The sequence below is a fragment of the Gilliamella sp. LMG 34360 genome (assembly GCF_984568995.1).
Window position 1 is genome coordinate 1,893,587 of the sequence record NZ_OZ474900.1, and the last position, 25,774, is coordinate 1,919,360.

Below are 25,774 nucleotides of genomic sequence, written 5' to 3' on the forward strand. Positions count from 1 at the left end.
GATCTCGCCGTAAATTTAGAAAATATTATTATAAAATAATGAATTATTAACATAAGGATAAATAATGGAATCACAAAATCAAACAGTAAAAGAATATTATGCTCGCCGTTTTTTATTACCAACAATAGTGATAGGAGTCATTGGAATCATTCTCCTGTTAGCATTACCCGTTAAAAGTGTGTCATCTATTATCATGATTACATGCTCTCTATTAATGTTTGTTTTTCAATATATGTCGGTTTATATTACTATTGGTGAAGATTTTATAACTTTGCGACCAACTCCAATGAAAGAGGAGAACAAAGTATTTTTTAAAAATATAAAATCCATACAATATGAAAAAAAATATATATCTATTGCTTATTACAACGAAACGAGTAAGACTGAAGAAAATTTGAAAATTCCTTTTAATCGTTTGGATGATAATACTAAAACTGAACTTTTAAATAATTTACATACTTGTCTAAAAGATAAAGAAACATTAACCAATTAATACTAAAGCAAAAGCAAAATCATAAGCATTCATCTTTTAGTTTTGTCTGATAATTAAAAAGTATTTTCACAGATATATTTTTTTAATATGAAGTCATCACTATAGCTAAAAATAGGATATCGTTGTATTAAAGTAATGATATTTACTTTAATACATGTTGTAATATTCAATTAAGAAATCTTTTTAGGAAAGTCCAATTTATTCTAAGATATTCGTGAATCAAATTAATAAAGGTCTAAAATGATAGTTCAAATGGGAAAAGAGGCAAAATTTGCTTCTTATCAATTAGCGCAATGCCCTACTACAACTAAAAATAAAGTTTTAGCGGTTATCGCTGATTTATTGGAAAAACACAGCACAACAATTCTTGCTGCTAATGAAAAAGATATCCAAGCAGCCAAAGAACAAGGATTAAATGAAGCGATTTTAGATCGTTTATTATTAACACCTGAACGATTATTATCAATTGCCAATGATGTGCGAAAAGTAATTTCACTAATCGATCCTGTTGGTCAAATTATGGATGGAGCCACTTTAGAAAACACTTTAAAGTTACAGCGTCACAGAGTACCATTAGGTGTGATAGGCGTAATATATGAAGCTCGTCCTAATGTGACGATTGATATTGCTACACTTTGCCTTAAAACGGGTAATGCAGCTATATTAAGAGGAGGTAAAGAAACCATCCATACCAATCGTGCAACCGTAGCCATTATTCAACAAGCACTGGAGCAAGTGGGTATGCCTAAAACAGCAATACAATTTATTGATAATCCCGATCGAAAATACATCAATGAACTACTTAAACTTGATAAATATGTTGATATGATTATTCCTCGCGGGGGTGCCTCGTTGCACAAACTTTGTCGTGAACATTCAACCATACCAGTTATTACAGGTGGAATTGGTGTTTGCCATACTTTTGTCGATGAAAGTGCCGATTTTGATAAAGTGTACCCTATAATTTTAAATGCTAAAACTCAAAGACCAAGTACATGTAATACTCTAGAAACATTGCTTGTACATACAAAAATCGCTAGAACATTTTTACCTAAACTGAGTCAAATTATGGCGGATCATCAGGTTATATTACATGCCGATGCAGAGGCATTCAAAATTTTAGAAACAGGTGTTGCCAACGTGTTTCCTGTTGAAGATGAAGAATTACGTCAAGAGTGGCTATCCAAAGATTTAAATATAGTTATTGTTGATTCACTTGAATTGGCGGTTGAACATATTCGCGAATACGGCAGTGGTCATTCAGAAGCAATATTAACACGTGATTTAACCAATGCTGAAAAGTTTGTCAATTTAGTCGATGCAGCGGCTGTCTATGTCAATGCATCTACTCGCTTTACCGATGGTGGACAATTTGGTTTAGGTGCTGAAGTCGCTGTTAGCACACAAAAGCTACATGCACGTGGACCGATGGGACTTGAAGCATTAACAACGTATAAATGGATTGGTTATGGTGATGATTTGATTCGTCAATAATAACAATTAAAGTAACTGTTCGGTGAAGCCGAACAGTTTTAATTAATTTCTAGACTAATCGAAGTTCCTCATCAATAAGGCATAATTCAAATCAATCTCTTCAGGAATTGGAATATAAACAATATGCCCATCCCCGAGTCCAGCTGGCACAGGTTGTCCTTTCTTATTTTCCATACGTTCAATAATAAAAGTCGTATTACCTTTAGGTGTCATCATCTCTACACTGTCACCTACTGAAAACTTGTTTTTAACAATAATTTCAGCCAAACCATTTAAACGTTTTCCACTAAACTCACCAACAAACTGCTGTCTGTCTGATACTGAATGGCTATGCACATAATTTTGCATATCTTCATGTTTGTGACGACGTAAAAATCCTTCGGTATAACCACGGTGAGCTAAAGATTCAAGCTCAGTTAACAAACGAGGATCAAAAGGCTTACCCTCACTTGCTGCATCGATTGCTTGACGATAAACTTGAGCAGTTCGAGCACAATAATAAAAAGATTTAGTGCGACCTTCTATTTTTAATGAATGTACACCAATTTTAGTTAAATCGCCGACCAATTCAACTGCTCTTAAATCTTTGGAGTTCATTATATATGTGCCATGCTCATCTTCAAAAGCCTGCATATATTCGCCAGGACGTCCTGATTCTTCTAACATGAACACTTTATCCGTAGTGGAACCTATACCTAAAGTTGGCTCCACTTGCTGAACGGGAATCGGTTCACACTTGTGTACAATTTGCCCTACTTCGTCTTCTTTGCCTTCCGCAATTTTATATTCCCAACGGCAAGCATTAGTACATGTACCTTGGTTTGAATCACGTTTATTGATATAACCTGAAAGTAAACAACGTCCAGAATATGCCATGCAAAGCGCACCGTGAATAAAGACTTCTAGCTCCATTTCTGGTACTTTTTCTCGAATTTCAGCAATTTCATCCAATGACAATTCACGCGACAAGACCACTCGAGTTAATCCGATTTTGTGCCAAAATTTTACAGTAGCCCAGTTAACGGCATTCGATTGCACAGATAAGTGAATTTCCATTTCTGGAAAATGTTCACGGACTAACATAATTAAACCAGGATCGGACATGATAAAGGCGTCTGGTTTCATGTTGACAATAGGCTCTAAATCTCGAATAAAGGTCTTTAATTTAGAATTATGTGGCGCAATATTAACAACAACATAAAACTTTTTACCTTGCGCATGGGCTTCGTTAATGCCAATAGCTAAATTTTCATGATTAAATTCGTTATTACGAACACGTAAGCTATATCGAGGTTGTCCAGCATAAACTGCATCCGCACCATAAGCAAACGCATAGCGCATATTTTTAAGGGAACCAGCAGGAGAAAGTAACTCTGGTTTTGCATATAAAAGTGTCATTAAAAAATGCCTCTGATTTCAAGTCAGTATTACAGTATTGTAATAGGTTAAGCAAAAATAGGCTGGCATTTTACGCTTAAGCCTAGCAATTGGCAAATTTATTGTATCAACGGTGAGTCACACAAAGCTTAATCGCATTAATTAGAAGTTAATGTCACATAATATATTTAAATTATTATCGGTTTGAAGTAACGCGTGATTATAAAATTTTTTTAATTGCCAATTTATATAATCTAATTACTCAAAAATCATTTAGAAACGAATTTAATTGTTATGATAAAAACAAGATAAATTGAAATTCTTGACTGTATTGTTTACTTAATTAACATTGCACAATTTTAAAAACATCACTCTTCTTTACCCCTATTAAGTAATGGCAAATATTCTTGCCAACGATATTCTCGGATCGGCATAGGCTTTGCCTCATCAAAATAAAGGACTAATGCTGGTTTTATACCATTCCAATTATCTACAAACTCATACCCAACCAAATGACCCTCTTTAATTAACCTTTTTGCTTTCGCATGATAATTAAAATAACTCATAATAGGCCTTAATAGAAAAGTTTAACAATTAAATAAAACGTATTTATAAATAGCTCAATACTTGCAATTTTTTGTTCTCACTTATAAAAACTCAGCAATTATTATCCCCAAAACCCTTGAATAAACTTGTGGATAAAAATGGTAACATATTAAAAAAAATAACTTTATTACACAGATCAATCTCTAGCCAGCTTTCATTGATAGTAGATTTTTTCATCATGGTGTTTGTAGACTTTTAAATACCTATAATAAAGTCCATTCTAAAACTCAAATCGATTATTAAAAAAATTGTATAATTTATAATATATAACTTATAAGTTCGCACTCATAGAGAGTTTATATTGATTAGATCATGTTTATTATGAATTAAATAATAAATCTGATTTTAAAATCTGTTTTATCGTTGTTTACATAAGGCTGTATTGAAATATTTATAATAATCAAACGATTATCAACATAATGGTTAATTGATAATAGAACTTTCCATTTTCTTCTTATGTTAGATTAGCATGAAATAATCAAAGAATTTTATTTATTATAAAATCTTTGAACTCACCACAAATGACCTATTATCGCAGCCACACAATTTAATTAAATAGTAATCAGCAAAATTTGCATTTTTGTTCGTAAATTAAGTGCGATAAGAGTCATCAAACTGTTAACAAGAAACAATCTATATAGATCTTATATTTTATAAAATCTATACTCGTTGAATTAAAATACTCAATAAATTCTGTTTGTAGAATTTTGCTAACATTTTGACAAAATTTAGCATATTAACAACCCCACTAAACTAAAATTTCAAGTATTTTTGTAAAAAATATTCAGGAGTCTATACCGTTTCATAATAATCAAAACGCTATAAAGAAAAGCTATCATTAATCAACAAAATCAGAAAGTTTATCTATGAAGATTTTTAAAATATCCATATTTTTTTGGATTAAATAATCAGTATTTATTTAGGATCAGTTACCATAATCGACATATTTTCCGGTTTTTTCATCCCAAATGCACCACTCTAATCGGATCTATAAAATGTCTTTTTGCACGGAAAATGGATAGTTATTCTTTGCCTTTATCATCAAGATTATCACCCAGTTCGGTATCAATTTCTGTAATACTATCTGGTTTAGCTAATAAATTCTTATTATTTTTTTTTACAAAACATTTCTGGATCATAATAGAAAAACCCAAAGCCATCTCCTCCTTTATAAGGTCTTATAAAACGATCAACATTATCATTCCACTCTAATGAATATTTACCTTGCGCAATTAATTTTTTCACTTGCTCCTTACTTATATCAACTAAATCAATGTTAGTAACATCTCGCCAACCCAATACGGAAAAAATTCGTTCCGCCAATTTAACATGGGTATTTATCTCTTTTTTATATAAAATTAAAATTGTTGGTATATAAAATACACCAATTCCAATATAAGCTGGAATTAGATTATCCAAAGTAAAATCACTAGATAGATACACTAATGCTGCTGTAAATAATAAATAAAATGAAAGTACTGGGATATGATAACGTTTTAAAGCGTGTTTACGTCCAGCAAAACAAGGGGTAATAAGAGAAATAATTTGCTCGCTCGGTTTAAGCATAGCATACACTTCATAATGGTCAGTATGCTTTTCGGCTACAACTTCAACCAAATCTCCTTCATTAAATTTATAATAACCCAGCCAACCTTTTAACTTAATTGAATTATTTAGTTTAGCTGTAAAATATTGTGATGGGAAATAATTACTTACATGTATATCGTCATTATGCCCTAATGCCGCTAAACCAGCACTGTTATTCCCAGCTAATGTTGCTAGCGCTGCTCTACTTCGTATTTTAGCATTCAGTTTTTTCCTCTCTTCTTTACTCATATAAGCATCATCACCCACGGGTGCATAACAGAATATTCCTTTAAACTCTGAAAGTGTACCTGTTATTTTTACTAAATGTTTAGGTGGTAAAATGGGATCAGTAATACTGACCCCCGTTTTTTTTAATAACTCTTCTTTATTATTATAAAGAATATCTTTTCCATCATATTTTGCGTAGGGCATAATTGGCCTTCTTCATTTTTATTATTAATTATTTTTTCGCTTTCATATTCAATAATCAGTATTCATCTAGGATCAGTTTCTGTAATCAACGTATTTTCTGGTTTTTTCATCCAAAACGCACCACTCTAATCGGCTTTCTAAAATGTCTTTTTGCACGTCAGGTGGATAGTCTGATAAGGTTGTTTCTTTGGGTATGGGTTTGCCTTTTTTGCCTGCTTGCCTAATCACCTTTGGCCAACGTGGCTGCCAGCATAAACATTCCGATATAAAATAACCTGCTGTGTAAACAGGTAATAGTATTAAAAATACCGGGATTAATAACAGATACATCACTATACTTTTTGAATTTTTTGCAGCGTGGATCATCGGGCTGATATGACCACCTAATCCATGAAATGGCATTGGTAAATGGGTGCTAAGCCTTGGTTTGGGTAAATTTTCTGGGCCATCTTCCATATAACGGCGAATAAATTCCCATTCATCTTTATAGTCTTGACCTTTATAGGTATTTTTCCCTATCCCGACTGAGTGAGCAATAGGAAAACCCGTTTTATAAGGATGAAAAACAATTAAATTCACCATATTGGTGCCATTCATATCCGAACCACTGTCACCAAAGTTACCCGGCATAATATGATCCCATTTAAATACGACAGTACCGCCGCAATATTTAGGGCGCTGAATATAAACTTGCCTTGTTACCCGATTAAACCGTACCCGTATATGGCGTACCGTAAACAGTTCCAATCGATAGACATAACGGAAATAGCGGATGCATAAATATATTAAAACTAAAGAAGTAATTAAAAAACAAATCATTGCAAATATATCAGAAGCAATGTTTTCATTCTCACTATTATATAATTGTGAAGCAATTATAAATGCAAAATAAAAGCCTGTTAAAGGAAACATAAATATTAGTATAGAGAGCCATGTAACAATCCCTCGAAAATTTTCAAACACTCCACCACGAATCTCGAGATAGCGATCGTTATAGGCATAGTACGGACCAATGGCTCTTGGGTTATTACTGACTGACTCTTTAGTCCAATCTTTTTCAACTTCGCTGAGTTTCATATCACTACTGCTATAACTCATTTCTAATTTTTTTCGTGTCTCTTTTTTTATGGAGTTGCCAAACCATAATAAATATTCACCGATATACATTAACCTTTACATCCCTTTTTTTAATCACTATTACCGTAATCAACGTATTTTCCGGTTTTTTCATCCAAAACGCACCACTCTAATCGGCTCTCTAAAATGCCTTTTTGCACATCAGGTGGATAGTCTGATAAGGTTGTTTCTTTGGGTATGGGTTTGCCTTTTTTGCCTGCTTGCCTAATCACTTTTGGCCAACGTGGCTGCCAGCATAAGCATTCCGATATAAAATAACCTGTCGTGTAAACGGGTAATAGTATTAAAAATACCGGGATTAATAACAGATACATCACTATGCTTTTTGAATTTTGTGCTGCGTGGATCATCGGGCTGATATGGCCACCTAATCCATGAAATGGCATTGGTAAATGGGTGCTAAGCCTTGGTTTGGGTAAATTTTCTGGGCCATCTTCCATATAACGGCGAATAAATTCCCATTCATCTTTATAGTCTTGACCTTTATAGGTATTTTTCCCTATCCCGACTGAGTGAGCAATAGGAAAACCCGTTTTATAAGGATGAAAAACAATTAAATTCACCATATTGGTGCCATTCATATCCGAACCACTGTCACCAAAGTTACCCGGCATAATATGATCCCATTTAAATACGACAGTACCACCGCAATATTTAGGGCGCTGAATATAAACTTGCCTTGTTACCCGATTAAACCGTACCCGTATATGGCGTATGGTAAACAGTTCCAATCGATAAACATAACGAAAATAGCGGATGCATAAATAAAGTGAAGGGAAAAAAACAATAGAATAGAATATGATAGCTATTATATGACCAGCTATCTTATCTGTTTCACCACAATATAACATTATAATATGATTAATACAGTAATAACCTGAACTAAAAGGAATAAAAAAAATTAATAGACTAATCCAAGTGAGAATCCCTCGAAAATTTTCAAACATTCCACCACGAATCTCAAGATAGAGATCGTTATAGGCATAGTATGGGCCAATGGCTCTTGGGTTATTACTGACTGACTCCTTAGTCCAATCCTTTTCAACTTCGCTGAGTTTCATATCACTACTGCTATAACTCATTTCTAATTTTTTTCGTGTCTCTTTTTTTATGGAGTTGCCAAACCATAATAAATATTCACCGATATACATTAACCTTTACATCCTTTTTTTAATCACTATTACCGTAATCAACGTATTTTCTGGTTTTTTCATCCAAAACGCACCACTCTAATCGGCTTTCTAAAATGTCTTTTTGCACGGAAAATGGATAGTTATTCTTTGCGTTTATCTTCAAGATTATCATCAATTTCGGTATCAATCTCTGTAATATTATCTGGTTCAGCTAATAAATTCTTATTATTTTTTTTTACAAAACATTTCTGGATCATAATAGAAAAAACTCCAGCCATCCCCTGCTTTATAAGGTCTTATAAAACGATCAACATTATTATTCCACTCTAATGAATATTTACCTTGGGCAATTAATTTTTTCACTTGCTCCTTACTTATATCACCTAAATCAATGTTAGTAACATCCTTCCAACCCAATATGGAAAAAATTCGTTCCGCCAATTTAACATGGGTTTTTATCATTTTATGATATAAAATTAAAATTGTTGGTATATAAAGTATACCAATTCCAACATAAGCTGGAATTAGATTATCCAAAGTAAAATCACTAGATAGATAGACTAAACCTGCTGTAAATAATAAATAAAATAAAAGTACTGGGATATGATAGCGTTTTAAAGCGTGTTTACGTCCAGCAAAACAAGGGGGTATAAGAGAAATAATTTGCTCACTCGGTTTAAGCATAGCATACACTTCATAATGGTCAGTATGCTTTTCGGCTACAACTTCAACCAAATCACCTTCATTAAATTTATAATAACCCAGCCAACCTTTTAACTTAATTGTATTATTTAGTTTAGCTGTAAAATATTGTGCTTCAAAATAATTACTTACATGTATATCTTCATTATGCCCTAATGCCGCTAAACCAGCACTGTTATTTCCAGCTAATGTTGCAAGCGCCGCTCTACTTCGTATTTTAGCATTCAGTTTTTTCCGCTCTTCTTTACTCATATAAGCATCATCAGCCAAAGGTGCAGAACAGAATATTCCTTTAAACTCCGAAAGTTTACCTGTTAATTTTACTAAATTTTTAGGAGGTAAAATGGGATCAGTAATACTGACCCCCGTTTTTTTTAATAACTCTTCTTTATTATTATAAATAATATCTGTTCCATCATATTTTGCGTAGGGCATAATAGGCCTCTTATCTAATTTGATTAATTCAAAAAGTATGATTGACAATGGTTCCCCAATCATCAGAAGTGAATACTGGTTTATTTTTTTCAATCTCTATTTGCTGTCGCTCTTGTTGAATTTTGTCCCACTCTTTTTCATATTTCATGAAAATTGCTTTTAATGCTTCGACTTCTTGTTGCTGAGATTCATAACGAGAAGATCTTTTTTCATGTAAACCGCCTTGAAATTCGCCAAAACGGCAACGCTCTAACCATTCTTCTATTTCATCAGGTTTATTAAATTCATATATCACTTGGCAGATATATAGTCCTAAACTTATCCATGGATTTAATGCTAATACAAATAATAGCATTACACTTCTAGCAGCAAGAAGTACTACTCCTCTTAAAAAAATTTTTTGAAGAACAGTTCTAGTTATTAATTTAAGACTGGTATTAGTAATTTGAAGTAAACTTTTCTTTCCTAATTGCAAAAATAAATCAACGGCACTGACAATAGCTGTAATAAGTCCCAACCAATGGAAAGCTTTTTCTACTTTTGTTTTATTTGTCGTATCCTCATTCCAACTTATCGCAATTTGGGTGATACCTGAAATCAAGCCAAAAATGTTACCAAAAAAGCCAAAATTCTTAAGTGTTTTTTCATTTAGCCGATTATTTTCACCATGAACAATAACAAATTTAAAACTTAACGAGATTATCCCTGTCGCCGCCATTACGAGTTTATAATTCGCTTCAGATTGTTGCGCTTGAGTTTTATAACGATCATCTGAAATTATTTCATATAAAGTTTTTAGTTGATAGAACGCCATAAAACCAATTAATCCCTTGCCGGCTGTTGTGGTACTTAATATACTGTTTATTTTTTGATTGATGTTTTGATAAGCAATACTCAATTTTGTGCCTACTGTATTAAAATTATTAGCTACTGATTTTTTAATGCGTTTTGACCAATCATAATAAGCTTCCATTTTTCTTTCTAAAGCCGATTTAGATAACTGAGGGGATGGATTAATAGCAACAAAAAAAGCTTCAGCAAAAGCAGATGAAATTTTACCGCCTTTGAGTTGCAAATATTTTAGTAAAATTACAGATGTAGCAAGTATATTTTCTTTAATAGGTTTTATATTTGCAACCGTAATTTGGGCATCGGTTGAATTGTCATCTAATAAAAAATTACGTTGACTTTCAAATAAAGTCGCAAATTCTTTACTAAAATCAAGTGGATAAGATTTATTTTCTTCGTCTAAAATACTAACATCGAAGTCAGTCATAGCATTCGCACAAGCTTCAAAGATTTTAGTTTCTTCAGATTCTTCTTGAGAAAAGTTTAAAACTGTTGCCAATTTATCTAATAATTGCCCATAATCTTCTCGCTGCATTGGTGTTGTTTTATCTAAACTATGCATTAAATTAATGTATTTTTGTTGTTGCTCTTTAGTTAATTTTCGTTTGGCAAATACTGCCGACCAGACTATATTATGTGCATCTAAGGTTTCATCAGTAATAAATTGTGTAAATAGATCAACAACTCTATCATTATTAACATGCGATCCTAAAGTCATTAGGATATCGTTTGCAAATGCAAGATAATCATCACTATCTTGTGCAAAATCATCAGCAGCTAATGATATTGGATGATTTTCTTTCTGTTTAAAGCAATCGATCCATTTTATTAAATCTTCAATTAGTCTTTCAACATAACTTCCACTTTCTTGTAAAAATTGATTATATTTTTTTCTGTAATTATCATAAGCAATAGAGCTCGATTTATTTTGTAATAACCTATTTTTATACTTACGCCAACGCTTTTCACCTGATTCCTCAGTCTTGTTTTTTGCATGCCAACTTGCTTCATAACCTTTAGCTTTTACTTCAAGCTCATTTCGAATTATGCTACATTGAGTCCTTAATTTTTCAATTTCATTTCTATGTGAAGTATTATTTAATTTAAATATATCTTCAATAATACTTGCATACCTATCCTCGCCCAACTCTTTTAATAAGTAGTTTTTCTCTGTAAAATTTACCAATGCTTTTGCATTCCATTTACATAAATTTACATGTTTCTCTAAATCAGATAAATAGGGGTTTTGGTAAGGACTGTCGGGGTCATAAGCAGTAAAATTTTTTGCCTGATTGACAATTCTAATTACTCTTTCCCCTTTTACTTTATCTGTACTAGACCATCCAGGTATTCGTCTTGTAGAAGACGGTAAACCAAGTACGCTTGGAGAATTTATTGGCTGTCTATAATATTCAACATCCGAAAGATAATCTCTATTTTTTTGTTGAATGTGTTTTTTAAAATTTTGCTGATTATTAGCTAAATCATTATTTTTAATAAATTGTTCAAAAAGTTCAATACTACTGCATGTGGAGTTTTCCCATTGCCTTTCCGTGATAACTTTTTTAAATGCTGCAAGAGCGCTATTACCCCAATTACTTAATTCAGCAGCAATTCCAATACTATCCATTAAGGCTACCATCATTGCTGGACATTTGGTACTATTACGTTGGCTTGATTCCATTTTACGAAATATATAAGACGAGTAATTTTCTCTAAATTGATATGATTCTTTAGGATAGTTTGATAAATTTAGCCAAGGCGTTAATGTTGTTCTTATTTTGAACAAAGATTTATTATATTCAAATACTCTATTCTCATCGATTGAACCAATTGGACTTGTTGAAATCGGCGAATCTTTAACAGGTTGACTATATAGATAAGGAAATATTACAGGATATTTACCATGAAATATACCAGTTATATTTTGTTCTAATAAATAATCATTATATTGACCTTCCATTGTACTGGCTATCGCTTCTTTAGTTGCGCATGTGATACCATTTGCACTTTCTTGTTTTTGTATCCACTCTTTAGGTTTTATAACTTGCATACGAATATCACGTTTATCTTCTTCATAAAGATACTTTCTTAAAGTATTTAGACTCCATTTATGTTCACTATAAGCTAACCATGCTTTATCACATTTATCAGGTTTGGCAAGCACAATAAATGCAATATTACTTGATTGATGAGCGCCGTTACTGCAACTGGTTTCAATTTCATTTAATGGAATGGTCTGTTGCTCATTGTTTGCATTTTTTACATTATCTCCAAATCTTAATAAATCTAGCTCTTTGCTAATATCTTGCTGCCAAAATCCACCTTTTTCATCTACTTTATATACTGAAACGTCTAAATCTAATCCATTATCTTCATATTGACAAAAAAGATATAAATAACCTTTTCTAGTTGTTCTTAGTACATATTTACTATCTTTATTTAAGGATAGAAGTTCTTCTTTTTCTGCCCATTGTGGTAAATTAGCACCCATCTGTTCAGGAGATACAGCATAACGAACAGGATAAATAGGTAACCCACAGGAACGACATTTTTCACACAGACTCATTTTTTCTTCCCTTTTTATTCATATTTAAATCATCTTTAACTTTATTCCATTGTGACGGGGTAACATTTTTTAGTTGTGCAACCAATGACCGATTATCATTTTGTTTAATAACTTGAGAAATAATATCATGGTCTATAAATTGAGGATGGATGATTAAACTGTAATAAGCGTATTCTGATAGATCATTTTTATTTCTATATCCTTTTCTTTCGGCATTTTCAAAAGCTTTCAATATAATTGTATCTGCTTGATTCTCTAATATCGTATATTGAGGATGAAAAAAATGGTAACGAGCAAGTGTTTGATTACGACTTTCAATCCAACCTATTTGCTTCCATTGCTGTTCACTAATAATACAATTAAAAATTGTATGTCGACTAATATTTCTAGGATTTTTTTCGATAATTAATTGTCTATCACTATTTATATATAACCAAAAATAGAGGAATTTAACTAGCATGTTTTTTTGATTATCAGAAAAAATATTCAATAATACAGGTAGTACTGCCGGATCGTAATAACGTAACAGCTCAGTGCTTTCATTATTCTGCTGAATAGCCACACTACCCATATCTCTGACTAACATCTCAATCTTTAATGGTGAAAAAATCCAACCATATACACAGCGAGGTTTCGCAAATAACGTATTTTGAGGAGCTACTTCTAAATAAAATTGCTCAATGCTTTGTCGTAATATAATTCGATCTTCTTCTTTAGCTAAATTAAGTTTAATTAATCCAGGTGTAGGTTTAATGTTGTAATTTATATATTGAAATAAAACTATCTCTTTTTTTGCGATTTTATCTTCAAAGTCTGTTTTTTTATTATTAGATTGATAGATAAGATAAAAATATCCATCAGTTTGTGATGATAAATCTATAATATTCTGAAAAATTTCATTAATTCTTTCAGAGTCATCTGTTTTTATTACTTGATTATTACTATTCATTATTTATCCCAATTTTACGTTACCTTTTTGTAAATTACTTGCTTCTTGAATAGATATTTCACATCCACTAGGTAACTTAGGATTTATTTGTTCACTTGCCGGTCCCATTTTCTGCATAGCATTACTTTTTATATAAACATTATCCGCCGTGCCCAGTTCAATCCCGGCACTGCTGATTTTAACGTATGAACCACCACACATTAAGGTGATTTCTTTTGCAGCTGACAAATCAACACTGCCATCGACACTGTCTATTTTAATATCTTGTTTGGCAGCCATATTCAGATTGGCATTTTGCGCTTGTACCTCAACATCACCTTGGTTGGCAAAGACTTTCATTCCTGATTTATGAGCAAATAGACCGATGGATTCACCGGATGAGACGGTAATGTTTTTTAACGCATTAATGTCAGTTTGATTTTCACTGGTCACCGATACACTGTTTGACGTTGACAGTTGGATATTTTCCGGACTGGTTAAAGCGATGCCCTCTTGTGCATAAGCAATAATGCCACTTTGGGCTAATTGGGTTAATGTCGCTTTAAGTTGCTCCTGACTGTCGGTATCTGCGCCATGGGCTTCAGAGGCAGTTGCTGCATTTTGCAGTGCTTTGGCAATTGATAACGCATTTTCAAGCTGGGTAATGGCACCTTGCATATCCAGTTGTTTACCCTGTGCTTTAGGCTCGGTCTGACTGGTCAGGTATAAGCCTTTATTGGCCGCAATCGCTCCCCACTCATCGGTGCGCAGTTCAAATCCCTCACCTCGCTGCTCTTTGTTTTGGTCTACTAAATGCCCGATGTTAAGCTGGGTTTTTCCGTATTCGGTCGCTAACTTAATGTGCTCTTGTCCGCGCTTATCATCCATCCGCAGTTTGTTGTTAGCAGGGGTACGAATTACATTTCGGTGTTTGTTTATGGTGGTCACATGGTCAGGGTGTTGACTGTCATGCATCGCATGTGCGATATAAGGTCGGTCCGGATTACCGTTAGTAAACGCTACCGCAACTTCTGTGCCGTCAATCAGTGGAAAGTGAAAACCATAGGTACTACCTGCATACGGTTTAGCCAGTCTTAACCATAAACTCTCTTCACCGTTTCGCCACTCTTTTAAATCAAAGTTAAATTTAACCCGATAGCGCCCTTGTGTATCAATATAACCATACGTGTCATTATTCGGACTGGTTACCCGTGCCGGTAAAGTGCCGTCAATAGTCGGAAAAGGAATCGGCTCCGGGCGGTAAGGTTTTAATGGCTGGTAAGGTATAGCAGTAAAACTCAGTTCATAAGCATCACTGCGGTTTCCCTGACCTTGCACCGTTAATATCATTACCCCCTCATCAATTCCGGCAATCGCACTGCCTTTGATGCGGATATGTTGACCCGGAGCTAAATTGGCCTGATTGCTTTTACCCCGGATAACAATTTGACGGCTAATGGCGTGTTCATGGCGAATGCGGGCACACCATTCTCCACTTTCAACACCATTACCTGTGTTAGCTTGATTACTGTTAATATCACTGCTGTTGTTATTGCTATTACTATTGTTAGTGTTATCGCTATTATTGCCGTTGTCATTACTGTTACTGCCTTGACTGTCATCGGTATCAATATCACCACTGTTTTCATCATCATTACTGTTGTGATTATTTATATCATTGTTATTGGCATTACTACCATTACCATTGCTATTACTATTTAACCCTTTATAGTGCTCATCATAACGGTAATCAGTGCCATAAGTGGTGTTATCTTTCTGTTGGCTGTTAACCTCACCCAGTAAATTCGCCTGCGCATCTCGGTAGTTATAATCTTGTACTTGTACCGAAGCTTCCACCATCTGACTGTGTAAGGTTATATCCCAGACACTTTCAACGCCGTTATCCAGAGTGCCGCTCGGTTGTTTGTACACAATATCAGCTACCTGCTGATAACCTTGCTCATAATCACTGATGACCATCACATCACAATTGTGTTCACCATGCGTTTCAAACCGGAAATAGACCCCCACATCAGCAAGCAGTCTTTGAATAAACTCAAGGTCACTCTCTTGCCACTGGGTGATAAATTCACGTTCAGGGTACTGCTCTTTAAGTGCTAAACGATAATCAATCCCGGTATAACCATGACCACGCAAGACCTCTTCAACCACACTGATAACGCTTTGATTCTGAAAAATAGCACAGTTATGACTTAATGCCAGTTTGGCTAATTGCGAGGATAAGACAACCTGATAACGAGCTTCATCATTACTGACTGATAATTGACTGAACTGGGTTATCACGCCATGAAGAGTGCGTGAGCCGCCTTGAGATAATAGTGAATTTAACGGATTAAGCGGATTAAATTGGGTTAAAGAATTAAGTGGATTAGATTGTTTAAGTTTATCTAACTGTTTTAATGGCTCAGACTGTTTTAATGCATCTAATGGATTAGCCGAAGTTAAGGAATTAAGTGCATTAACTCCTTGAGTAGCAAAGTCGCTTAAACTGCTAGAATTAGCAGGATTAAAACTCAAACAGGCATTTTGGTTAAGAAATGACTCAACAGAAAGTTGTTTATCCGAACTGGTGAAAGTAACCGTATAGTGCCAAGGCTGGTTAAGTTGCTCATTACCCTCAACCTCTAAGATTGAAACCTCAGCAGACAAACCATCAATATTTAACGTATAACGGTTATGTCCTGCTCCATTAACTAAACCTTGCTTTAAGCCATGACTTAAACCATTGCCTAATTGATTCACCAAATTGGTTAATCCTTTATCCATGCTATCCTCGATATATTTCATGTGCGCTGCAAATAAAACTTTGTTTTATTGAACTATTTATTATTAATATTTATTTAATATTATTTTTTACTAAAAAATTGATTATTTTAATGATTTACCATTATTAGTTAAATATTTTTATGAAGTTACGTTAAAAAATAATCTAAAGAGCATATAAAATACGCTTTTTTACGTTTTTTGCAATCTTTTTTTAATATTTCTTTAAGTTTAATTACACATATAACTTACTGATATTATTAATTATATTTATAACAAATCATTAAAGATTTGTTACTTAAACATGATCAAACAAGGATTAACAGAACTTGGATTTTGCTGATTTTTTATTAAATATTTTGCACCGAATTTTTATTGAGATTTGTAACTAGAAAATCATTTTTACTCAAACATAGCTATAACCTGAAACCTTTTGGCATAAATAACTAACCACCAATTACAAAAAAATTTCTCTTTAAAAATAACAATAAAATTTTTAAGTAATTAAATAATTGAGTTAAAGATATTTAAAAATTTAATTATATAAATAAGTTATGATTAATTTTGTAAAAAATATTCAGGAGTCTATACCATTTCATCATAAAATCACGCCAATTTTAAATTCAAAGAAAGAATGATCATTGTGAATTGTAGATAGAATTTGGATTTTATGTATTCTGCATAAGTATTTTGTAGAGTGTTTTTTAAATCATTAGGCCTAAAAATTGATTTTTACTCAAACATAGCCATAACCTGAAACTTTTTGACAAAATAACTGATTTTTCAAATATCAAAAATAGTGGCTTTATAAAGCGATCAATTAGGCTATAAACAGGATTTTAGTGTGATTAAATAATTGGGTTAAAGTTAATTTAAATAATCTAATTATATTATTGGGTTATAATTTACTATGTAAAAAATATTCAGGAGTCTATACCATTTCGCCTTTTTAATTGAGTTAAATTTTCTGGTATTAATGAAAAGTCATGTATGATTGGAAACATTCAGATTTTTTAAACTTTTTAAGTGTTGTGTTGTGTTGTGTTGTGTTGTGTTGTGTTGTGTTGTGTTGTGTTGTGTTGTGTTGTGTTGTGCAACAATCTATCTCAAATATTTAGGTCTAAACGATTTATTAATGAATTCTATTGTTAGTCTAGAACTTTTTCATAAAATAACGTTGCAGTTTAAAATAAATATTTTTATATAAAATAGACTTAAATCAAAATACATACCCGATCTAAAACTTTTCAACAATAGTCGAAAAAACTAATGTTAATGGTAAAAGATCAGGTAGTTTATAATTTAGTTTAAAAAAGCCTAATTATTGGGATAAAACATACTTTAATAGACACATCTCAAGTTTCATTTATCCCAACACTTTCCTCTTCTTCAGATTCCTCTGGAGGAAGATCAGTTGGGGTTACATCGTCAAAACGAGACTGCCATTCTTTAGAAGTTTGGCTATCTTGAATTTTACCGTTATTGGATGTAAAACCAAATGAAGCAATCATTGGAGCTCGTGCTTGTTTTAATAAAGCATTAGCATTAACATAATGTTCAGGATAAGGGTTACGACCAATATCACAAAATTCTGGTACTTCACCAGCCTGAACAACGACTCCCCCATCGTAGGGATGAAAAATAACGCTTTCATCACTATTTTTTTGTTTAACGTCATCGAGACTACCTAATTTTTCAGTAAAAAGCTCTTCACTAAGAATAGTTAGCCAGTTAATACTTTTAAATCCGTCTCTAAAATGTATATCTTCTTCATCAGTGGAAATATCTAAACCTAAATATTTGCGCGCTAACTCACCTTCTAAATATTGATAATCATAATATTTATAACGTTGTCTTATACCTAAACCAAAAAAACCATGCATAGGTTTTAAAATTTGGCTGACTTGTCGGATGAATTCTACCATTTTATCAACACCAAAATATTTTAATTCATAAATTGGCAAGTAAAATTGTAAATAACTCACTGTGTTATATTCTTTTTCAACAGATTCTGCTCTTGATAAAACTTTAATTAAATAATCAGGGATTAGATATAGTTTATCTACATTACTCCAATAAAAACTTAAAGTATCTAAACAAAATCCGTTATTAAGTATTATTTTTTGAGCTAAACTGATATTTTGATAACGATATAGAGTATTGGGATCACCATCCCCAAAGCCATGAGTGAGGTGGTCACCCCAATTTTTATCATATAATGCGAGGACTTGGTTAATTGCTTGACGCTTTTCAGATTTATAAGATTTATCTAAATAAAAGCATCCTACTAAACCGACTTTTAAAGCACTTTCGGTGTGATCAAAGTCCAAATAATGACCGAAACCAAATTTATCATAGTTTAGTTTATATTCATCTAAGAGTTTCTGCAATTTATCGTTCATTAGTTTATCCTATCTTTTTATGTGACATTGCATTAGTCAATATCTTATTATATTACATATAAAACGTTTTATTTGTATAAAGGAATTGAGAATTATTAGATAACATATTAAATATACTGAAAAAAATGGTGGCATTATACCTGTAATGGTTTGATTGTTCATTATGAACAACAATTAATAAAGAAATAATTAAATATATCTCATCAACTGTTAAAGTATAATGATTGTAAATAAAATTTTCATGCAACTGTTTAATGAATTCGAATGATTCATTTTTCATACCTTTCTCCTTTTATAATCCCTACATTATTTTGTAATGATTAATATTTCTATATTTTTTTAATATTGACTTTTTTAGAATTTTGATTTGACATCATGATTATCATTATAACTGGAGTAATTCTACTGATATTGATTCAATTAGTAACTTACAAAAGTTTACAAAAAATAACCAAATGTAATGTATAAACTACCTGTTTTATAATAATTTGCAACCATTTTTATCTGATTATTTTACTTTTTTAAATTAGCCTCAATATTTTGAGTGAAATTTATACAATGATGGTGCGGATACGCTTCTATAAATTGTATTATCACCTCATAGATAGCACTTTTATTTTTTGGGAATGGATAACTCAACCTTATTTTTAAATAAATAATATAGAATTATATAAAAAGAGTTATACAAAAATGGGATATTAATAGTCTTATTAAAAATAACCATAAATCATATAGTTAATACATATTAGTTAATTTTTAATTCTTTGTTCGGTAATTATTTTTTAACCTATTAGGGAAAATAATTTTTCATTATTTTCCCTAATCATTATATAGAATGATAAAAATTCATATCATTCATCTTTATTTATTAACTAAATTAAGTTGATTTTGAACTTCTTCTGTTGCTTGTTTAAGATCTTCTTGAAATTTGGGAATAGTAAGTAAGCGAGAATATTCAACCGCACCCACAAGTCGTCCTGCATCCACATCACTTTGCCAATGAGCACCACAGATCATACGACTCTGACCAAATTCATATCCACGTTTTATAATTGCTTCAGCGTGTGATGGAGCTATTTGAGCAAGAACTAATGCTAAAGTCCACCCGTAAGAAGTATGGCCTGACGGAAACGATCCATTCTGACGTAAACGTTCTTCTTCATCTTCAGGTTGACAGGTATGATTACCGAAGTAGACAAATGGACGCTCTCTATTATATGCTTCTTTCGCTGTTTTAGTCGCATTATCCGCTGAATCCACCAGAAGATCGCCTAGCATTTTATATAGAGTCGGAGTTGTTTCAGGTGAAATTGTGATACCTAAAGGAGCAGAAAAAATTTTAGCAACGTTTGGGGTATGTAAGTCAGCATCTGTGGTTGCCTGTTTCCAACGTTCTGTTTCTTTAAGGTTATACCCATGAAGATAAGCAATTTTGTCTGCTTCAAATTCAGGAGTACCTTCTTTTGGATAGATTGGCAAATAGGCTTTACTACTTACAGCTTGCTCAGCAGTATGATAAGTAATCCCTATTTCATGACCTAAAAAATCTTCAGTTGAGCCTTTTTGAAAAGCGAATGATGATGAAAAAAATAGAGAACAATAGAGTGCAGAAATCAATATTGTCAGTTTTTTAACGCTTACATTTTTTTTCATTATTTACTCCTATTACCTAATTTATGATTAAACAACAACGAATTAACTATGGAGAACTTGAAATTATAAAAAAGCGATTAACTAATGGAGCACCAACGCTCTAAATTTTTTTAGACTATAAAATATACGATATTTTTACAGTTTACAATAATATTAGGATTTTTATCTTTCATAATTAAAAGCTAACCTAATCCCCTATGGGCAATGTATTCGAATCGATACTGAAATCCTCTTAAATATTGAATACTGTATTCAAACCTTTCTCCAGTCTTTAATTCACTTACTGAGCGAAGCCGTAATATTGGATGGTTTGTATCAATATTTAAATGTTTAGCAACGATATTTGTCGCCAAAACGGGTTTTACATCTTGCTTACTATGGGATATTTGATAGCCTTTCTGGTGCTCAACATAATAGTACTTTGATGATTGCATGACTTTAACGCTTAAATCAGGAAATAATGAGAGTGGCATATAGCTTTGTTCTAAAATTTCTGGCTCATCATCAATTGTTCTTATACGTATTATTGAAAATATTGACGCTCCAACTTCTATTTTTAAATGTTTAGCAATAGCCGGTAAAGCTTGTTCTAATTGAAAATGTATTACTTTTGTACCCGCTATTCGACCTAACGAAGTAATATTTTCATCAAATCCTTTCAATTGAATAGCATCATGCTTGGCTGAATTGTATTTTACATAAGTCCCACTTCCTTTGATTCTCTCTACTAATCCAAGATTTTCTAATTGCTCAAGCGCTTTGCGAACAGTCACACGACTGACTTTATAAAGATCTTGTAAAGCCTGCTCTGTAGGTAATACATCTTCTAAGTCCAATTCACCAGAATAAATTTTTTGTTCAAAAGTTTCAGCTATTTGTCGGTATAGTGGTTTTGCCATTTAAAGTCTCAACAGATTAAATTTATGTCATTTTATCATTTAATTAGCAAATAGAGGTTAAAAATATTTTGTGATCATTTTCACATTTGTATTAAATAAGTATTATTTTAAATAATACTTATTGATAACATATTTGTACTTTATTTGTTTTTTAATCAACAATACAATTAGGAAAAACTATGAAAAAGATAAATTTAACTGTTGTTGGGGCGGGAAGCACTTATACGTTAGGTATTATGAGAAGTCTGATTACTGAGAAGGATAACTTCCCTTTAAAACGAGTTGTTTTCTATGATATTGATGCACCACGTCAAGAATTAAATGCTAAAGCAACAAAAATAATGTTTCAGGAACTTTATCCAGAAATTGAAGAATTTATCTATACCACAGACAGAAAAGTGGCTTTTGAACAATCCGATTTCTTTTTTATGCAAATCCGAACGGGTGGATTGAAAATGCGGGAACGTGATGAGCAAATTCCTCTTTCGCATCAGTGCGTAGGTCAAGAAACCTGTGGCGCAGGCGGAATGGCTTATGGCCTACGATCTATTAGTGACATGATAGATCTTATTCGTGAAATCCGATGTTATCAAAAAGAGGCTTGGATCTTAAACTATACTAACCCTGCCGCTATTGTTGCCGAAGCTTTAAATAGAGAATTTCCTGATGACAAACGAATTTTAAATATCTGTGATATGCCTGCGGCTATAATGGTGAGTTATGCCAAATTACTTGGCTGTCAAATTTGGGATTTTGTACCTGAATATTTTGGTCTTAATCATTATGGTTGGTTCACAAAAATAAAAAATAAACAGGGAGAAGATCTTACTCAAAAGATTAAAGACATTATCTTAAAAGAGGGTATTAGTGCCGTTGATTCGATTATTGCTAATGACCCTTCTTGGCAAGCAACTTTCAAGAATATGGAAATAATGTTAAGGGATAATCCAGAATTCCTACCAAACACTTATTTACAATATTATTTGTATCCGGAAAAAATGGTTAGTAAAGAGGATATCAATAATACCCGAGCTCGTCAGGTTATTAATGGACGGGAAAAACAAGTATTTGAAATGTGCCGTCGCATCATTGAAAAAAATTCAATTCAAGGGGAAGATCTTCATGATGATATACATGGTCGGTATATGATCCGCGTAGCGTCATCTTTAGCGTACAACAAAGGCGATATCTACCTTGTCATTGTTCCTAACAATGGCGCTATTAATAACATTCAAGATGATGCAATGGTTGAAATCCCATGCATGCTCACCTCTGATGGACCTAAATCGTTTACTATCGGTAATATTCCAACATTCCAAAAAGCAATGATTGAAATTCAATTAGGTTATGAAAAACTTGTCGTTGATGCTTGGTATGAGGGTTCGAAGCAAAAGCTTATTAATGCATTAACATTAAATAGAACAGTGGTTAATGTACCTAAAGCGAAGACAATCGTCGAAGAAATATTAAACGAAAACAGAAAATATCTACCTCAATTTTTTAAATAATTAATTTAATTGAAACAAATAACACTAGGTTTGCTATCAAACCTTAGTGTTAGCATAAGTTATCAATAAATTAAAATAAATATTAATCAATTTGTTAAAGGATTAATGTCTATATGAGAAATACAATTCAACGCTTTGGTGCAGCAATGTTTGTTCCGGTTTTATTATTTCCTGCTGCCGGTATTTTGTTAGGTTTAACCGTTGTTTTACTTAATCCCCATTTGTTTCCATTCGCTACAGAGGGTTCTACATATGTAAAAATTCTTGGCATACTACAAAAGGCATCGATGGTTTTATTTCAAAATATGCCAATGCTTTTCGCTCTAGGTTTACCTATTGCTTTAGCCAAAAAAGCATCAGGGCGTGCAGTACTTGCAGCTTTTATTTCATATCTAACATTCAACTATTTTATTGGCGGGATTATTGATGTATGGAGTGAACAATTAGGGATAAATTATCAAATAGGACAAGCTGGATTAATTCAAATTTGTGGTGTCTTAACTTTAGATACGTCAATCGTTGGCTCAATTTTAACTGCAAGTTTCACCGTTTGGCTCCATAATCGCTTTTATGATTTACGTTTACCAGAGTGGGCAAATGTATTTACTGGAACCCCAATTATTGTCATTCTTAGTTTTCCTTTAATGCTAATACTAGCTATATTAACCGTTATTGTTTGGCCACCGATCCAAAGTGGAATACAAAGCCTTCAAGTTTTTATTTTAAATTCTGGAGCTATTGGTGTTTGGCTATTTACTTTTTTAGAGCGAATTTTAATACCAACGGGTTTACATCATTTTGTCTATGGTCCAATTTACTTCGGTCCAATTGTTACTGATGGCGGGACTGTAAATTATTGGATTTCACACATTTCAGAATTTGCAGATAGCACTAAATCATTAACAGAACTTTTCCCTCAAGGCGGATTTATGCTCATTGGTATGGGAAAAGTATTTGGTTGCACTGGCATCTCGATGGCGATTTATTCAACCGCCAAACCTGAAAATAAAAAAATGGTCTTTGGATTATTAATTGGCGCAACAATCACTGCAGTTTTGACCGGTATTACTGAACCCATTGAGTTTACGTTTTTATTTATTGCACCAATGCTATTTTTAGCTCATGCTCTTTTAGCAGCAACAATGGCAACAATCATGTTTATGTTTGGTGTATCCGGAAATTTCTATTTAGGTGTGATCGATTTCATCTTCCAAAATTGGTTACCATTAGGTGCAAATCATTGGGTTACTTATGTTATTCAAATTGTGATTGGATTGACATTTACCGTAATTTACTATTTTGTATTCAAATTTCTAATCATCAAATTTAATTTAATGACTCCGGGACGCGCAGATACCAATATAAAATTGTTTACTAAAGCTGATTATAAAAATAGTAAACAGAACACAACAACGAATACCCAAACAGATGAGGAAGAAAAACAAAATGATGAAATTAGACAGAAAGCGATAGCTTTTCTTGAAGGTTTAGGAGGAAAAGATAATATTTCACATTTAACTAATTGTGCAACTCGGCTTCGTGTTCAAATTAACAATCCAGAATTAGTGTATGACGTCGAATATTTTCAAAGTAATGGTGCAATAAATATCGTAAATAAAGGCAAATCGATACAAATTATTGTAGGATTAACAGTTCCTCTTGTCAGAGAAGAGATAAATGCATTAATGAAATAAAACCAATTTAGTAAAAAAGGCAATATAGATACCTTGCTATTTATATTGCCTTTTTGTACTAGATTATTTAACAAAAAAATTTAAGTAGCAGTTTATTGAATAATAAACCTGATTCCTTACCTCTTAATGACTAACCTATATTTAATGATTACTTCAATAACTGCAAAGTATTTTTAATTAATATCAGTTGTATCACACAAATACTCTAACCATTTTTTAATATCAATTTTTTCGCCGTTTTCAAACTCTATTTTACATTTAATATTCTCAATTGGTGCTAAAGTTCTTTTCTGTTTTGATACATTTTTCATCAAGATTGCTTTATCATTATTATGAAAAATATAGTATTTTTCGATTTCAAATAGTTCGTTGTTGTTATTTATGGGTAAGAAGACTTTTGTCGGAGGATCAAATGTAAAAATATATTTTTCATTGAGAGATACTTGTTTTCGAACATGATCAGCAAATTTAAATATTTTATCTAATTCTAACTTTAACACATCCTTACATAAGGATTTGAAACTATAATGTGTTGCATTAATCGTAATTTGAATCGTCGATGTGAGTTCATTAAATGCAATTTGTTCAATTTTATGACCATTTGCAACAGACAGATAAAAGTTACCATCCTCTTTTAGAATTAATTGTTTTATATAACCACTAAAATTTTTGCTATTACCTGGTAAATTAAAATTTGCAAATATTGCATCACTTTCCCAAATAAGAGCAACACCTTGATTCATCCTATAATCCAAAAATTCATAACTTTTCTCATTATGTTGAACCGTTTTTATTACTTTCGGTTTGACCATTTTTTTAAGTAACCATTTATCATGAAACAGCCGTATGTTAATGAAACCAACCAAACAAACCAAAATAATGATCAATGAGATGAGTTTCAAATAAGAAACAGATTCGGGTATAAAAGCGTTGTTAAAATACCCCATCAAACTCGTGATAATGAAAACCAATGTAGAAACTACTAAAAACAACTTTATCGTTATAATCTTTTTCATCAATTTCTTTCCTAGACAAATCCAATTTATACTAATCCATATATTAATTACATATTATATAAATACCCAATTACTC

17 protein-coding genes are annotated in these 25,774 nt (G+C 32.3%); 4 read left to right on the forward strand and 13 right to left on the reverse strand.

The window, feature by feature from the left end:
• Positions 1-64 precede the first annotated feature (64 nt).
• Positions 65-493, forward strand: a complete 429-nt coding sequence (locus AC5LW9_RS08575) for a hypothetical protein (protein ID WP_198236084.1) — start codon at positions 65-67, stop codon at positions 491-493.
• 240 nt (positions 494-733) lie between these two features.
• Positions 734-1,987, forward strand: coding sequence for a glutamate-5-semialdehyde dehydrogenase (gene proA, locus AC5LW9_RS08580; RefSeq protein ID WP_493455658.1), 1,254 nt, complete (start codon positions 734-736; stop codon positions 1,985-1,987).
• A 54-nt stretch (positions 1,988-2,041) separates the two neighbouring features.
• On the opposite strand, the gene trhP is transcribed toward proA, so the two are convergent.
• The 12 genes from trhP to AC5LW9_RS08640 all read right to left on the reverse strand — a co-directional run bounded on the left by trhP (position 2,042) and on the right by AC5LW9_RS08640 (position 21,480).
• Positions 2,042-3,385, reverse strand: coding sequence for a prephenate-dependent tRNA uridine(34) hydroxylase TrhP (gene trhP / locus AC5LW9_RS08585; RefSeq protein WP_086327448.1), 1,344 nt, complete (start codon positions 3,383-3,385; stop codon positions 2,042-2,044).
• Positions 3,386-3,732: 347 nt separating this feature from the next.
• Positions 3,733-3,930, reverse strand: coding sequence for a hypothetical protein (locus AC5LW9_RS08590; protein WP_198229078.1), 198 nt, complete (start codon positions 3,928-3,930; stop codon positions 3,733-3,735).
• Positions 3,931-5,077: 1,147 nt separating this feature from the next.
• On the reverse strand, positions 5,078-5,989 hold the full coding sequence (locus tag AC5LW9_RS08595; protein WP_493455659.1) for a putative type VI secretion system effector: 912 nt from the start codon (positions 5,987-5,989) through the stop codon (positions 5,078-5,080).
• 72 nt (positions 5,990-6,061) lie between these two features.
• The gene (locus tag AC5LW9_RS08600; RefSeq protein WP_493455660.1) at positions 6,062-7,156 is read right to left on the reverse strand and encodes a DUF6708 domain-containing protein; all 1,095 of its coding nucleotides are present in this window, start codon (positions 7,154-7,156) and stop codon (positions 6,062-6,064) included.
• Between the two features lie 20 nt (positions 7,157-7,176).
• Entirely contained in the window at positions 7,177-8,277 is a 1,101-nt protein-coding gene (locus AC5LW9_RS08605) for a DUF6708 domain-containing protein (RefSeq protein ID WP_493455661.1), read from the reverse strand.
• 207 nt (positions 8,278-8,484) lie between these two features.
• Entirely contained in the window at positions 8,485-9,396 is a 912-nt protein-coding gene (locus AC5LW9_RS08610) for a putative type VI secretion system effector (protein WP_493455662.1), read from the reverse strand.
• Positions 9,397-9,424: 28 nt separating this feature from the next.
• Positions 9,425-12,814 (reverse strand): T6SS effector BTH_I2691 family protein, encoded by a 3,390-nt coding sequence (locus tag AC5LW9_RS08615; protein WP_493455663.1) that lies wholly within the window; start codon positions 12,812-12,814, stop codon positions 9,425-9,427.
• A complete protein-coding gene (locus AC5LW9_RS08620) occupies positions 12,801-13,763 on the reverse strand; it encodes a DUF4123 domain-containing protein (RefSeq protein ID WP_493455664.1) in 963 nt (320 codons plus the stop codon). The genes AC5LW9_RS08615 and AC5LW9_RS08620 overlap by 14 nt, the downstream gene beginning before the upstream one ends.
• Positions 13,764-13,766: 3 nt before the next feature.
• Positions 13,767-16,550: a type VI secretion system Vgr family protein gene (locus tag AC5LW9_RS08625; RefSeq protein ID WP_493455665.1), complete on the reverse strand. Its 2,784-nt coding sequence runs from the start codon at positions 16,548-16,550 to the stop codon at positions 13,767-13,769.
• 1,331 nt (positions 16,551-17,881) lie between these two features.
• Complete coding sequence (locus AC5LW9_RS08630) at positions 17,882-18,928, reverse strand: type VI immunity family protein (RefSeq protein WP_198228989.1); 1,047 nt, start codon at positions 18,926-18,928, stop codon at positions 17,882-17,884.
• Positions 18,929-19,789: 861 nt separating this feature from the next.
• Positions 19,790-20,581 (reverse strand): acid phosphatase, encoded by a 792-nt coding sequence (locus AC5LW9_RS08635; protein ID WP_493455666.1) that lies wholly within the window; start codon positions 20,579-20,581, stop codon positions 19,790-19,792.
• Positions 20,582-20,763: 182 nt separating this feature from the next.
• On the reverse strand, positions 20,764-21,480 hold the full coding sequence (locus tag AC5LW9_RS08640; RefSeq protein WP_493455667.1) for a GntR family transcriptional regulator: 717 nt from the start codon (positions 21,478-21,480) through the stop codon (positions 20,764-20,766).
• Between the two features lie 179 nt (positions 21,481-21,659).
• On the opposite strand from AC5LW9_RS08640, the gene AC5LW9_RS08645 reads away from it, so the two are divergent.
• Both AC5LW9_RS08645 and AC5LW9_RS08650 read left to right on the forward strand, forming a co-directional pair.
• The gene (locus AC5LW9_RS08645) at positions 21,660-22,988 is read left to right on the forward strand and encodes a 6-phospho-alpha-glucosidase (RefSeq protein WP_493455668.1); all 1,329 of its coding nucleotides are present in this window, start codon (positions 21,660-21,662) and stop codon (positions 22,986-22,988) included.
• A 113-nt stretch (positions 22,989-23,101) separates the two neighbouring features.
• Complete coding sequence (locus AC5LW9_RS08650; RefSeq protein ID WP_493455669.1) at positions 23,102-24,682, forward strand: alpha-glucoside-specific PTS transporter subunit IIBC; 1,581 nt, start codon at positions 23,102-23,104, stop codon at positions 24,680-24,682.
• A gap of 173 nt (positions 24,683-24,855) precedes the next feature.
• Here AC5LW9_RS08650 and AC5LW9_RS08655 read toward each other — a convergent pair whose 3' ends face one another.
• A complete protein-coding gene (locus AC5LW9_RS08655; protein WP_198236894.1) occupies positions 24,856-25,698 on the reverse strand; it encodes a hypothetical protein in 843 nt (280 codons plus the stop codon).
• Positions 25,699-25,774 lie beyond the last annotated feature (76 nt).

Excerpts from the sequence above, each read along its gene's own strand:
- trhP (WP_086327448.1), bottom strand. The coding sequence starts at position 3,385 with ATGACACTTTTATATGCAAAACCAGAGTTACTTTCTCCTGCTGGTTCC.
- AC5LW9_RS08645 (WP_493455668.1), top strand. The coding sequence starts at position 21,660 with ATGAAAAAGATAAATTTAACTGTTGTTGGGGCGGGAAGCACTTATACG.
- AC5LW9_RS08630 (WP_198228989.1), bottom strand. The coding sequence starts at position 18,928 with ATGAACGATAAATTGCAGAAACTCTTAGATGAATATAAACTAAACTAT.
- AC5LW9_RS08625 (WP_493455665.1), bottom strand. The coding sequence starts at position 16,550 with ATGAAATATATCGAGGATAGCATGGATAAAGGATTAACCAATTTGGTG.
- AC5LW9_RS08655 (WP_198236894.1), bottom strand. The coding sequence starts at position 25,698 with ATGAAAAAGATTATAACGATAAAGTTGTTTTTAGTAGTTTCTACATTG.
- AC5LW9_RS08650 (WP_493455669.1), top strand. The coding sequence starts at position 23,102 with ATGAGAAATACAATTCAACGCTTTGGTGCAGCAATGTTTGTTCCGGTT.
- AC5LW9_RS08595 (WP_493455659.1), bottom strand. The coding sequence starts at position 5,989 with ATGCCCTACGCAAAATATGATGGAAAAGATATTCTTTATAATAATAAA.
- proA (WP_493455658.1), top strand. The coding sequence starts at position 734 with ATGATAGTTCAAATGGGAAAAGAGGCAAAATTTGCTTCTTATCAATTA.
- AC5LW9_RS08590 (WP_198229078.1), bottom strand. The coding sequence starts at position 3,930 with ATGAGTTATTTTAATTATCATGCGAAAGCAAAAAGGTTAATTAAAGAG.
- AC5LW9_RS08640 (WP_493455667.1), bottom strand. The coding sequence starts at position 21,480 with ATGGCAAAACCACTATACCGACAAATAGCTGAAACTTTTGAACAAAAA.
- AC5LW9_RS08575 (WP_198236084.1), top strand. The coding sequence starts at position 65 with ATGGAATCACAAAATCAAACAGTAAAAGAATATTATGCTCGCCGTTTT.
- AC5LW9_RS08615 (WP_493455663.1), bottom strand. The coding sequence starts at position 12,814 with ATGAGTCTGTGTGAAAAATGTCGTTCCTGTGGGTTACCTATTTATCCT.
- AC5LW9_RS08605 (WP_493455661.1), bottom strand. The coding sequence starts at position 8,277 with ATGTATATCGGTGAATATTTATTATGGTTTGGCAACTCCATAAAAAAA.
- AC5LW9_RS08620 (WP_493455664.1), bottom strand. The coding sequence starts at position 13,763 with ATGAATAGTAATAATCAAGTAATAAAAACAGATGACTCTGAAAGAATT.
- AC5LW9_RS08600 (WP_493455660.1), bottom strand. The coding sequence starts at position 7,156 with ATGTATATCGGTGAATATTTATTATGGTTTGGCAACTCCATAAAAAAA.
- AC5LW9_RS08610 (WP_493455662.1), bottom strand. The coding sequence starts at position 9,396 with ATGCCCTACGCAAAATATGATGGAACAGATATTATTTATAATAATAAA.
- AC5LW9_RS08635 (WP_493455666.1), bottom strand. The coding sequence starts at position 20,581 with ATGAAAAAAAATGTAAGCGTTAAAAAACTGACAATATTGATTTCTGCA.